Here is a 13,307-nt window from a genome sequence, read left to right as displayed (position 1 = left end):
TCAAGCGGATGCGATTTTCATGATGTCTGCGAAGATACCTGAAGCTGTAACAGCCGCTCCGGCTCCGGCTCCTTTAACAACAAGGGGTTGTTCACTATATCGATTGGTGTAGAATAGAACAATGTTATCCTTGCCTCCCAAATTAAAGAAAGGGTGGTCAGAAGCAAACATTTCTAATCCAGTCTCAGCTTTACCGTCTTTAAAAGTGGCAACATACTTGAGGCGTTTTCCATCTGCATGAGCATTAGTATATAGTCTTTGAAATACCTTTTCATGTTCGTCCAATTTTTGGTAGAAATCGTCAAGGCTATCAACTTCCATACATTCCTCGGGGACAAAGCTATTGTTTGTGATATCGTCCAGTTCGAGTTCAAACCCACTTTCCCGGGCAAGAATAAGAATCTTCCGCATTACATCAACACCGCTGAGGTCTAATCGAGGATCAGGTTCAGTAAACCCTGCTGCCTTCGCTTCTTTAACTACTTCACTAAACTTTGTGGAGCCGTTGTAGTTATTGAAGATAAAGTTCAATGTACCGGAAAGGACCGCCTGAATTGTATGGATTTCATCACCGCTTTTAACCAAATCATTCAGGGTAGAAATAACGGGAAGTCCGGCTCCAACATTGGTTTCAAATAAAAACTTCGATTTATACTTCAGTGCGGCATTAGTCAGCTGCTTGTAGTTTTGATAAGATGATGAACAAGCTACTTTGTTTGGAGTCACCACAGAGATACTGCTTTCAAGCACATCTTGATAGAGTCCGGCTATTTCTTCTGATGCGGTTGAATCAATAAAGACGCTATTTCTAAGATTAAGCTCATTCATTTTTTCAATGAAAAGAGAAGTATTCATTGATTCGGACTTATTCTCCAAAAGCTGCTCCCAGCTGTCTAAATCAATGCCTTCCTCATCAAAATACATTTGCCGGGAATTGGCCAGTCCAGTAATCAAAACATCAAGATTATGCTTTTTAGTCAGGTATTCCTGCTGTGCTTTCACCTGTTCAATAAAGACTTTACCGACATTCCCTACGCCAATCATAAACAGGTTAAGTTTTCGGCGGTCGGAAAGGAAGAAACTCTCGTGAATACTGTTTAAAGATTTTTTGAGATCTTTTTTAGCGATCACCACAGAAATATTCAGCTCAGTTGATCCCTGTGCAATTGCCCGCACATTTACCCCATTGTGACTTAGCGTATCAAAAAGCTTGGCACTTACACCTACTTGCTTCTTCATGCGAGAACCGACTAAAGCAATAATCGAAAGGTCTGTTTCTACATCAAGTGGGTTTATTTTATGAGTTTCTATCTCATAGGAAAACTCCTCTGATATGGCTTTTTGGGCTTTTTCGACATCATCTAAAGCAATACCAACTGTAATGGAATGTTCTGAGGAAGCCTGTGTGATCATAATCACATTTACCTGCTGCCGGCTTAACGAGCCAAACAGACGGTATGAGATATTGGGTACTGCAATCATACCTGAACCGGTGAGTGTGCACAAAGCAATTTCCTGAATGCATGAAGTTCCCTTGACAACCTGACCTTCATCGGAACCATCTTTTGAAATCAGGGTACCGGGATTTTCAGGGTCGAACGTATTTTTGATATGAACCGGAATTTCCGAATCCAGAACAGGTTGAATGGTTGGCGGGTAAATGACCTTGGCTCCAAAATGGGAAAGTTCCATGGCTTCTTCGTAGGAGAGATGCTCAATAGGGTGAGCAGTTGGAACAAGTCGCGGATCTGAAGTCATCATTCCGTTTACATCGGTCCAGATCTGTAATTCCTTGGCATCCACAGCTGCAGCTATTAATGCGGCAGAGTAGTCGGATCCTCCGCGTCCTAAAGTGGTTGTAAATCCATCTTCTTTGGATGAAGCCACAAATCCGGCACAAATGGAAACCGGAGAAGAAGCATCTAGCTGTTTCTTTATCTCGGTGTACGTTAAAGTGGTATCTACTGCAGCCTTACCAAATTTGTTATCAGTTCTAATCAACTTCCTAGCATCCAAAAGTTGAACGTCCAGACCCGAACTATTTAAATAATCGGTGATAATTCCTGCTGATAAAATTTCGCCATAGCTTAGAATATGATCGAATGAGCGAGGGGAGAGTTCCCGGATCAAAAACACTCCACGGCAGATATCCTCCAAATCATTGAGTAATAGCTTGGTTTGGGTAAGTGTAGAGCTTCGCTCCTGAACGGAAAGCAAATCATTACATAGTTCAAGATGTCTTGTTTCGATAGATTTTAAGATTTCTCTATAACCCTCGTCACCTTTAGAAGCTAAGAGTGCACATTCCTGAAGCTGGTTGGTGATTCCTCCCAGTGCAGAAACGACGACAGCTACTTTATCCGACTCTGACTGAGAACGAATGATATGCTGGACTTTTTTTAGGTTTTCAGCAGTGGCTACAGATGTTCCACCAAATTTCAATACTAACATAATGAGTGATACTTAGATTAATGACTTTAAAGCTGTTAGATGTTGGCGCAATGCCAAGTGGCGATATGAGATGAGCACCCCCTAAGGGGTTGTAATAATCGTGATTGTAGTAGCGGAAGAAACCATAGACATAGCAGTGCTCAAAGCCATTGAAAGAGCTTGGTAATAAGTGCTATTTGTATGATTTAATACCATGGGTTTAGTCTATTTTATTTAGGCTTTAAAGTAAACCCTAACTATAAAAAAGAGTCTAAGTGATTATAAATTAAATAGAAGCATTGCCTTGGTAGCGCTTTTAATTTGTAGTGATTTTATTTGTGAAGTAAAAAAATTATAGAGATTGGGTATAAAATCAATTCAATAAAAAAGCCCGACTCTTCTCAGAACCGGGCCGGTACTTTTGGTACCCTAAAGAAACTATACAGATTCTATAATGGAATTCAGGGTTTTGCTTGGACGCATGAAATCAAACACGAGCTCACGGTCTGGCCAGTAGTAACCATTGATGTCTTGCGGAGATCCTTGCGCATCAATCAATTCCTTGTTGATCGCATCTTCATTCTCAGCAAGTTTCTGAGCAACGGATTTAAACCGCTCGGCCAGCTCAGCATCTTTATCCTGATCAGCAAGCGCTTCTGCCCAATACATAGCCAGGTAGAAGTGACTTCCACGATTGTCATGCTCATTCACTTTACGTGAAGGAGATTTATCATTTTGAAGATATTTAGAAGTAGCAGTATCTAAGGTTTCTCCAAGGATCTTAGCTCGTTCGTTATCGAATGTTTTACCAAGGTGATCTAAGGAAACAGCCAGAGCGAGAAATTCACCCAAAGAATCCCAGCGTAAGTGACCTTCATCCAGAAACTGCTGAATATGCTTTGGAGCAGATCCTCCAGCACCGGTTTCAAATAACCCACCGCCGTTCATTAATGGAACAATAGAAAGCATCTTTGCGCTGGTTCCAACTTCAAGGATGGGGAAGAGGTCAGTGAGATAATCGCGCAGTACGTTTCCGGTTACAGAAATGGTGTCTTTACCATCTTTAATTCGATCTAAAGAAAAGCGCATTGCTTTTACCGGCGACATGATATGAATTTCTAGTCCGTCCGTATCAAACTCAGGCAAGTAAGTATTTACTTTTTTGATGAGTTCGGCGTCGTGCTCTCTGTTTTCATCTAACCAAAAGACGGCAGGATCACCGGTTTCACGAGCTCTGCGAACAGCAAGTCCAACCCAGTCTTTAATGGGAGCGTCTTTTGTTTGGCACATTCTCCGAATGTCACCTTCTTCAACAGGATGCTCTACAACGGTTTTTCCTGCCTTATTAACCACTCGTACAGAACCATTTCCTGGAACTTCGAATGTTTTGTCGTGTGAGCCATATTCTTCGGCCTTCTTAGCCATCAGTCCAACATTAGGAACACTTCCCATTGTAGTAGGATCAAAAGCTCCATGCTCTTTGCAAAAGTCGATGACTTCCTGATAAATTCCTGCGTAACTGCTTTCCGGAATTACAGCCTTGGTGTCTTGAGTTTCATCGTTCTTATTCCACATTTGTCCGGAAGTTCGGATCATGGCCGGCATGGAAGCATCAATAATAACATCACTTGGTACATGCAGATTAGTGATTCCTTTATGGGAATTTACCATGGCTAAGTCAGGGCCATTTTCGTAACACTTCTGAATATCTGCTTTGATCTCAGCTTGTTTGTCATCAGGAAGATCTTTGATTTTAGCTTCCAGATCACCAAAACCATTATTGGGATCAACTCCAATTTCAGAAAGCGTTTCTCCATGCTTTTCAAACACGTCTTTAAAATAAACTCTTACAGCATGACCAAAAATAATCGGGTCAGAAACCTTCATCATGGTTGCTTTCATGTGCAGAGAAAATAGAACGCCTTTGTCTTTTGCATCTTGAATTTCATTCTCGAGGAAACTGATTAACGCTTTTTTACTCAATGCTGCTGCATCAATAACTTCACCAGAAAGAAGAGGAGTGCTTTCTTTTAAAACCTGAACATTTCCATCCGTATCAACGAATTCAATTTTTACATCATCGGCATCTGAAAGAGTGACCGATTTCTCAGAATGAGCAAAGTCATGATCGTCCATAGTAGATACATGTGATTGAGAATCTGACGACCATTCACCCATGGAGTGAGGATTGTTGCGAGCGAACTCTTTTACAGCTTTTGGTGCTCTACGGTCGCTGTTTCCTTCACGCAGGACAGGATTTACAGCACTACCTTTTGCTTTTCCGTATCGAGATTGAATCTCTTCTTCTATATCATTTTTCGGTTCTTCAGGGTAGTCAGGAATTTTATATCCTTTTTCCTGGAGTTCTTTGATAGCTGAAACTAATTGAGGTACTGAGGCACTGATATTAGGAAGCTTCATAATGTTGGCTTCCGGTCTTTTGGCTAATTCACCAAGCTCAGCTAAATCATCCGAGACTTTCTGCTCATCCGTTAAATAGTCAGGAAAGGTGGCAAGAATACGTCCGGCCAGAGAGATGTCTTTGGTCTCAACATTTACCCCTGCAGCTTTTGTGTAAGCTTCTACAATGGGTAAAAACGAGTGTGTGGCTAGGTAAGGACCTTCATCAGTTATGGTATAAAAAATCTTGGCTTTATCAGTGCTCATTTTTTAAGTAAGTGCTTAGTGTTTATTGATTTCAGTTATATAATGTGAAGTTCGACAAAATGATTTCCGAAGGAAAATAATTGGGCTTGGAGTTTACAAATTTTAGACTCAAAAGGATATTGTGGATATCAGAGCAAGATTAACTGTTTAAGATTCGATTTTTCCGTCTCTTATTCAGTATATTAGATAAGATATGTTAGCCACTAGCGTTAGCCATCCAAAGCCAATAAAATTGAGGTGTTGTTATGATCCGACCAATGTTCGGCTTCCGGCCAAAGCCCAAAAAATTCGATTACCCCTTTCGATATTACGATCCTGAAAAGGACGAAAGGGAAAAACGCCGTAAGCGTATAAAATTTGAATCACACACCCGACGTCGGCCGGCTCAATTTTCCCGAGTTGTTTTCTTTGCGGCCTGCCTCGCACTTGTTGTATATTTACTTTCACTTTAAAAGAACTACAGACTTACATTGAGCGATACCCGGATCAGCGATTCCATTATACATCAGCTTCCCCCAGAAATAAGTAATAAAATTGCGGCAGGAGAGGTCATTCAGCGCCCAGCCTCTGTAGTTAAAGAACTCATAGACAATGCTGTAGATGCCGGTGCAGATGAGCTTAGAATCCTTATTCAGAATGCAGGGCGGACACTAATACAGGTTTCTGATAACGGCTGTGGAATGAGCAAGGAAGACCTTCCACTCTGTTTTGAACGTCACGCTACATCCAAAATTAATACGGTTGACGACCTTTTTAAAATCCGTACGCTGGGTTTTAGGGGTGAAGCCATGGCTTCCATAGCTTCGGTTTCTCAGGTTACGGTTAAGACGAAAAGAGCTGAAGACGAAAACGGCTGGGAATTTGAAGTTTGGGGTGGTGAAGAACGAGAGATCAAACCTACGGCAACCGATAATGGAACTACCATAGCCGTTCGTAATTTATTTTTTAATGTACCTGCCCGCCGGCAGTTTTTAAAGACCGATGTTACCGAGCTTCGCCATATTATCCGAACCGTTCAATATGCGGCAATAGCCAGTACAGATGTTGCTTTTTACATCGAAGCTGATGGGGATGTGATTTATGATTTACCAGTTCAGGACCTGAAAGACCGGGTCACACAAATTTTTGGCAGTTCTTATAAAGCGAGTTTGATTGAGTTTGCTGAAGAAACCAGCTACGTTAAAATTCATGGATTCGCTTCTGACCCTAAATTGGCTAAAAAGAGCAGGGGAGAACAGTTCCTTTTTGTGAATGGGCGTCCTTTTCAACACAGGTATCTGACTCACGTTATTTTGAGTTTATATGATGCGTGGACCCGTAATAATGAATATCCGTTCTATGCTCTTTTCTTTGATATTGACCCTGCTAAGGTAGATGTAAACGTTCACCCCGCTAAGATGGAAGTCAAGTTCGAAGATGAGCGAAGTGTGATTCAATTGGCACGTTCAGTAGTGAACCGGGCATTGAACAAGCACTTTCAGGTTCCAAATATTGAACAGAATGACGATCCTTTTTTAAGTGATGATTCCTCGAAGGGATTTGGTTCCGGTTTTAGTTTTAACACTCAGAATAGCCGGCAATCTGGAAGCGGTGATTTTCAAATTCCTTCCCGAATTAATAACCGCTCTTCAAATATTCAGGGTAAGGGGGATGAATTTGGTGAGCAGCTATACGGAAGAGGGTCATCAATACAACAACCAAATTATACTGGAGCCGGTAATTTTGAACCTTCAGAAGAAGAGCAAAAGAAAGTCACCCAGGATAAAGGGTTTTGGCAGCTTCATAATTCTTATATCCTGACGCAAACACGTACAGGGCTTACTGTTATTGACCAGCATTTGGCCCATAAACGCATCATCTTTGAAAAAGCGATAAACGCCACCGAGGAAGCTCTGCCAAGTACTCAACAGCTATTATTTGCTCAAACACTGGAGATGTCTGCTTCTGATTATACACTTCTGAAAGAACTTCATTCTATCATTCAAAGAATGGGATTTTCAGTTCAGCTTTTGAGCGGAAATACCGCCATGATAAACGGCGTACCTGCTGATATCGAAATTGGTAATGAAGAGGAGGTGTTGATTTCGATGCTTCATCAATATCAGGAATTAGGGCAGAAGGTGAAGCTGGAAGCTCGTGAGAAATTGGCAATCGCATTTGCTGCTAAAGCTGCTATTCCCCGGGGAAAGAAACTCACCGAGCAGGAGATGGAAGGATTAGTTGATCAGCTTTTCGCCTGTGAACAACCGTATATGGATCCTCTCAAGAAGCCTACGATAAGCTACATTCCACTGGACGAGATTCAGGCGCGGTTTAGATAGTAATAGTCATCTCCTTTACCTAGTTTATTGTCTAATACCTCCCGAATAATCTATATCTAGCCATACTGACAATAATATCTACTTTAGCGAAGCATGGAATGCTTTCTTAGTCAAATTTTGATGCAAATCCTGTAGTGCTCAATGTAACTACCCCAATCATTTTGTGGCAAAGATTCTTCGGGAGTACCCTCAGAATGACTTTTTTATTATGTTTTTGATATGGCAGCCTATACTTATATCGTAACTAACCCAGGCAGAAAGGTACTTTACGTTGGAGTAACCAATGATCTGCGAAGGCGGATCGTGGAACATTATTTAGAAAGGGGATCGCAAAAGTCATTTGCTGGCAGGTATTATTGCTTTAATTTAATCTGGTATGATTCTTTTCCTTCAATGCATGAAGCTATTCAGGCTGAAAAGAGAATAAAGGGCAAGAAAAGAAAGTGGAAAGAAGATTTGGTTAGCCAAATAAACCCAAGTTGGAATTTTTTAAATAAAGAAGTGCTAGGAGAATGGCCTCCAAATAAAACTCAACCTCCTAAGTCATCCTGAGCATACCTGCGAAGGATCTTTCCTTTTGCTTAGCATATGAGTTTTAAAGGTGATTTTTGACTTCTTCTACGTCCTTATTTTAATCATATCTTATCCATACTGTAATTCGGTTCTTGGATAAATTCCTTATACTTATCTCTTTCTTAAGATCACAAGATCATCTACATGAACATTCTGGCGGTTGAACCATTTTACAGCGGCTCGCATAAAGCTTTTCTTAAAGGACTCGAAAAGCATTCCAGCCATAATATCATTCCCATAAAGCTCAATTATAAAGGCTGGAAATGGAGGATGCATGGGGATTCTGTATCACTTGCTGAAATGACAAATAAAGTAGATGAGGAGATAGATTTACTGCTTACGAGCAGCATGACAAACCTTCCGGCCTTTATGGCGCTTACAAATCCGAGGTTTGCTCATACACCCACCATCATGTATATGCATGATAATCAGTTCACCAGACCTATTCCAGAAGGAGAGAAGAGGGATTTGACTTACTGCTACATCAACTATCTGAGTATGCTGGTGGCTGACAAGCTTTTATTCTCTTCCCAATTTCACTTAGATGATTTGTTAGAAAACTTGCCTAATTTTCTCGACAATTTCCCTGATGCTAATAAGTATAATACCGTAAATAGGATTGCAGAAAAAAGCATTGTAATGCACCCCGGTCTGGATCTTAAAGGATTTGATAAACAACCGGATACCAGAAGTCAGAACGAGAACCCGGTTATTGTCTGGAACCAGCGCTGGCAGTTTGATCGTAATCCGGCCATGTTTTTTCGGGTACTGAATCGACTCAATGATATTGATCTTAAATTTGATCTGATTTTGGCGGGAGATACTCAGCACGAAAAGCCTGAAGAGTTTGAAAAAGCCTGGCAACGCTTTGGACAGCAGATTACTCATTTTGGATATGTTGATGACAAAGAGAACTACAGCAAGCTATTGCATTCTGGAGATATCGTAGTGTCTACAGCCAGCTATGAGTTTTTCTGTGTAGCCATCATGGAGGCGATATATTGTGGATGTCACCCATTGGTGCCCAACAGTTTACACTATCCTGAACTGATTCCAAAAAGCTTGCATAATCCTTTACTTCATGCTCCGGTTTTGTATGATAACGAGGACGATCTCTTCCATCACCTTAAAGAATTGTTGACTGGTAAGACCAAATCTCTTCCCAAGAATTCACTTCAAAATATTAACAAGCATCTGGATTGGACGAAGCGCATCAAAGATTTTGACGATTTATTTGAAGAAATGATATAATCTCCTGACTTACTTCGCTGAGATTTACTATAATCAGCAAATTGGATTTAAGTTAATACGGGATTGCAATGCGAAAAGTGAATGGATTTTTAGTTCTACTGTTCTCACTAATAATGGTAAGTCAAGCCAATGCTCAGCTTCAGGGCACTGACTTGTTAAATGAGCCAACAGATATTTCACCGGAATTCACCAATTTCAAAAACACCTATTATCTGGCTGATGAACTTGCTTCCTTTGATCCGGAGACAGCTTCAGGAACCATTAGATATAACAGATATGAGTATTCAACCCGGATGGCATTTAACAATATGCTTGCCGGCCTTAATGCCGTAGATGCCAATGAATTTCCGGGCACTGAGTATGCTGCAAGCCCTGAACTCCCTTTTTCAATCGAATTTATTTCTGATCGTACAATTCGGTTAAAGGCTACTTCGGGTCCTCAGTTTACCGACCATGAATCTTTGATGTTGTTAAACGGTACAGCTCCAACGAATAGGGAAGCATGGTCTTATTCCAAAACCTCAGAAGGTCACGTTTATGCCAGTGAGCATGGAAAAGTGGTTATAACAGAAAGCCCCTGGCATGTTTATATCTATGATGAAAATGACAAATTATTGACCAGTACGGTACACAGAACAGATGTGACCAATACATTTACCCCGGTTTTACCTTTTTCTTATGTTCGCAAAGCGGATGATTATTCTCGCCAAATGGCTGCTGTGATGTCGCTCTCACCGGGTGAGAAGATTTTTGGATTTGGAGAGTCTTTCACTCAATTCAATAAGCGGGGAGAGAAAGTTGTGCTTTGGGTTGATGATGGAAACGGAACTCAAAATGAAACCATGTATAAGCCGGTTCCATTTTATATGAGTAGCCGGGGATATGGAGTTTTCATGCATCACTCAACGCCTATTACTGTAGATGTTGGGAAATATTACAATCCAGTTAACTCGATGATGATTGGCGATGACGAACTGGATTTATTCTTTTTCTTAGGTGAACCAAAAGACATTTTAGATGAATACACTGAGTTGACCGGCAAGGCTCCGATGCCTCCGCTTTGGTCGTTTGGCTTTTGGATGAGCCGGATCACCTACTTTTCTGAAGCGGATGGAAGGGAAGTAATCAAAAAGCTTCGAGACTATGAAATTCCAGCTGATGTGCTTCATTTTGATACCGGTTGGTTTGGGGTTGATTGGAGAAGTGATTATAAATTCCCCAAAGACCGTTTTCCAAATCCAGAAAAAATGATCAGCGATTTTAAAGACGACGGATTTCATATATCCCTTTGGCAGCTTCCTTACTTCACGCCCAAAAACACGCTATTCCCAGAGATTGTAGAAAATGGATACGCTGTAAGAGATCAAAAAGGGAATCTGCCTTACGAGGATGCAGTCCTTGATTTCTCGAACCCTGAAGCTGTGAAGTGGTATCAGGATAAACTGGAACCACTACTCAAGATGGGAGTGGGAGCGATTAAAGTAGATTTCGGAGAAGCCGCTCCAGAAAATGGTATTTACGATTCTAACCGTACGGGATGGTACGAGCATAACCTTTACCCACTGCGTTATAATAAAGCGGTTGCCAATATTACGAAAGAAGTTCATGGCAATGGCTTTATATGGGCTCGAAGTACCTGGGCAGGAAGTCATAGGTATCCTGTGCACTGGGGCGGTGATCCGGCTACAACCAACACAGCTATGTCTGCAACATTACGAGGCGGACTTTCAATTGGCTTGACCGGATTCACCTTTTGGAGCCACGATATTGGCGGTTTTGTAACGGCAACACCTGAAGACCTTTATCGCCGTTGGACTCCTTTTGGAATGTTGACCTCTCACGTACGGTCTCATGGAAATCCACCTACTGAACCGTGGGAATATAGCGACGAGTTTTTGGAAGGATTTCGGAAGGCAGATAACATGAGGTATAAACTAATGCCTTACCTCTATTCCCAAGCCAAGCATAGCTCAGAACGTGGCTTGCCGATGCTAAGGGCCTTATTTGTTGAATATCCTGATGATCCCGGATCGTGGCTGATTGATGATCAATATCTTTTTGGGTCTGATATGCTGGTAGCTCCGTTGTTTGAAAATGTGGAACAGCGGGATGTTTATTTGCCACCCGGCACATGGATTGACTATCAAACCGGGAAAGCGTACAAAGGCGGCTGGCATTCCATTGAGGCGGGAGAGATTCCGATTATTGCTTTGGTGAAATCAGGTTCAGTGATTCCTCATATCAAGCTTGCTCAATCCACTGAGTTTATGGACTGGTCTGAAATTGAGCTCAAAGTTTATTCTGTTGATGACATGGATGCATCAGGATATATATTTGTACCTGAAGGTGATGAACTCCAAGAAATTACCCTTACCTCCAGAAATGGAAGCTTCCGGCTGACGGATAGTCCATATGGGGATAAAGTCAGCTTTAAAATTACAAAAGCTAATTAAAAAGGAGCGTCTTCGTCAGGAGCAGGGCTGTGTGGCATAGGTGGAGGTCCGTCATTTCCACCTGAAGGCCCGCCATTATTTCCACTTCCACCACCATCAGTTAAAAAGGGATCTTCTTTATCGGCGGAAGTTAGGTTTTCGAAACGGGCATAGTCTTTCACGAAGTACATCATTTTGCTTCCAACAGGTCCGTTACGCTGCTTTCCGATAATAATTTCGGCAATACCGGCAGTTGACTGGCCTTCGGCTGTTGTAGTAATACCATAATATTCCGGTCGGTAAAGAAACATAACGATATCAGCATCCTGCTCGATAGAACCTGATTCACGGAGGTCACTAAGTTGAGGTCGCTTGTCTCCGCCACGCTGTTCCACAGCTCGCGAAAGCTGTGAAAGGGCGATAACCGGAACATCGAGTTCTTTAGCGAGCCCTTTCAAACCACGAGAGATAGAAGCGATTTCCTGCTCACGGCTGCCAATATCCTTAGCACTTGACTGCATCAGCTGCAGGTAATCAATTACGATAAGTCCAATGTTCTTTTCACTTTTCAGCCGTCGACATTTGGTTCTCAACTCCATCAAACTAATACCGGGAGTATCATCGATATAGATTTCAGCACTAAAAAGGCGACTGGCGGCATCAATCAGTTTACGGAAGTCATCGTCCTTAAGGGTACCTTTACGAGCTTCATCAGCACGGACACGAGCTTCCATAGTCAGTAATCGCTGAACTAAGGATTGGTTCGACATCTCAAGACTAAAAAGTGCGATAGGTGTTCTGAGATTCTCATCAGGATGCATGGCAGCATTTCTCGCAGCAGTCAAAACAAAAGCCGTTTTACCCATCGAAGGCCGGGCAGCGATAATAACTAAATCACCTTTTTGCCAACCGGCGGTCATATCATCAACAGAAAGTCCAGAAGGCACACCCGTAATTCCATAATCTTTACCGCGAAGGTCTTCGAGGTAGGAAAGTGTGTCTTTCAAAAGTTTCTCAACAGGAACAGCTGAACTTCGGCTCTTTTGATTTGAAAGATCGAAAATACGCTGCTCAGCTGTATCTAACACATCGTAAGCATCACTGGTGGTATCATAAGAATCTTTAATTACATCATTACAGCTAAGAATAAGGTTTCTCTTAATCGCCTTCTCAATGATGATTTGTGAGTGATACTCGATATTGGCTGAAGAACTAACTGAACGGGTTAAATCGGAGAGATAAGTTGGGCCTCCGCATACATCCAGCAGGTTATTATCTTTGAGTTCGTTTTCAACAGTAAGCAGATCTAAGGGATTGTCACGCTCATATAAATTTGATAGCGTTTCAAAAATATGGCGATTTGCTGTTTTGTAGAAATCGGTTGGCTTCAGCATCTGAAGGGCGATGGTAGCAGCTCCATGTTCAATCAACATGGCTCCTAATACGGCTTCTTCAACCTCTACAGCCTGTGGAGGCACACGTCCGCCTTGCTCCAGGACTTTGTCGTCATTCTTATAATTATTACCGTATTTAGAACCGTTGCCTTTTGCCATGAGTAAAAGTAAAAACTTGATATGCTGAGAAAGTGGGACAACGAAAATAGGTATAAATTGACACCATATGGGAATTCTTT

At 41.7% G+C, this 13,307-nt stretch carries 8 protein-coding genes; 5 read left to right on the top strand and 3 right to left on the bottom strand.

The features are described 5' to 3' along the window. Positions 1–2,451 carry a bifunctional aspartate kinase/homoserine dehydrogenase I gene (locus CL667_02015; GenBank protein MAL16461.1) on the bottom strand — a complete coding sequence of 817 codons (2,451 nt, stop codon included), beginning with the start codon at positions 2,449–2,451 and terminating at the stop codon, positions 1–3. Between the two features lie 417 nt (positions 2,452–2,868). Then, complete coding sequence (locus CL667_02010; GenBank protein MAL16460.1) at positions 2,869–5,097, bottom strand: isocitrate dehydrogenase (NADP(+)); 2,229 nt, start codon at positions 5,095–5,097, stop codon at positions 2,869–2,871. A gap of 245 nt (positions 5,098–5,342) precedes the next feature. On the opposite strand from CL667_02010, the gene CL667_02005 reads away from it, so the two are divergent. The 5 genes from CL667_02005 to CL667_01985 all read left to right on the top strand — a co-directional run bounded on the left by CL667_02005 (position 5,343) and on the right by CL667_01985 (position 11,695). Beyond that, entirely contained in the window at positions 5,343–5,549 is a 207-nt protein-coding gene (locus CL667_02005; protein MAL16459.1) for a hypothetical protein, read from the top strand. A gap of 18 nt (positions 5,550–5,567) precedes the next feature. Beyond that, positions 5,568–7,418, top strand: coding sequence for a DNA mismatch repair protein MutL (locus CL667_02000; GenBank protein ID MAL16458.1), 1,851 nt, complete (start codon positions 5,568–5,570; stop codon positions 7,416–7,418). A 219-nt stretch (positions 7,419–7,637) separates the two neighbouring features. Then, positions 7,638–7,970, top strand: a complete 333-nt coding sequence (locus tag CL667_01995) for an endonuclease (protein ID MAL16457.1) — start codon at positions 7,638–7,640, stop codon at positions 7,968–7,970. A 165-nt stretch (positions 7,971–8,135) separates the two neighbouring features. Further along, positions 8,136–9,242, top strand: coding sequence for a glycosyl transferase family 1 (locus CL667_01990; GenBank protein MAL16456.1), 1,107 nt, complete (start codon positions 8,136–8,138; stop codon positions 9,240–9,242). A 68-nt stretch (positions 9,243–9,310) separates the two neighbouring features. Further along, on the top strand, positions 9,311–11,695 hold the full coding sequence (locus CL667_01985; GenBank protein ID MAL16455.1) for an alpha-xylosidase: 2,385 nt from the start codon (positions 9,311–9,313) through the stop codon (positions 11,693–11,695). Here CL667_01985 and CL667_01980 read toward each other — a convergent pair. After that, entirely contained in the window at positions 11,692–13,227 is a 1,536-nt protein-coding gene (locus CL667_01980) for a replicative DNA helicase (protein MAL16454.1), read from the bottom strand. The two genes, CL667_01985 and CL667_01980, sit on opposite strands and share 4 nt — an antisense overlap. Positions 13,228–13,307: the final 80 nt, after the last annotated feature.

The sequence above is a fragment of the Balneola sp. genome (genome assembly GCA_002694685.1).
Lineage (GTDB): Bacteria > Bacteroidota > Rhodothermia > Balneolales > Balneolaceae > Gracilimonas.
The sequence above is the reverse complement of the archived record's forward strand: the minus strand, read 5'-3'. Positions and strand labels throughout refer to the sequence as shown.

Coding starts and splice junctions, on each gene's coding strand:
- CL667_02015 (MAL16461.1), bottom strand. CDS start 2,451: ATGTTAGTATTGAAATTTGGTGGAACATCTGTAGCCACTGCTGAAAAC.
- CL667_02010 (MAL16460.1), bottom strand. CDS start 5,097: ATGAGCACTGATAAAGCCAAGATTTTTTATACCATAACTGATGAAGGT.
- CL667_02005 (MAL16459.1), top strand. CDS start 5,343: ATGATCCGACCAATGTTCGGCTTCCGGCCAAAGCCCAAAAAATTCGAT.
- CL667_01995 (MAL16457.1), top strand. CDS start 7,638: ATGGCAGCCTATACTTATATCGTAACTAACCCAGGCAGAAAGGTACTT.
- CL667_01990 (MAL16456.1), top strand. CDS start 8,136: ATGAACATTCTGGCGGTTGAACCATTTTACAGCGGCTCGCATAAAGCT.
- CL667_01985 (MAL16455.1), top strand. CDS start 9,311: ATGCGAAAAGTGAATGGATTTTTAGTTCTACTGTTCTCACTAATAATG.
- CL667_01980 (MAL16454.1), bottom strand. CDS start 13,227: ATGGCAAAAGGCAACGGTTCTAAATACGGTAATAATTATAAGAATGAC.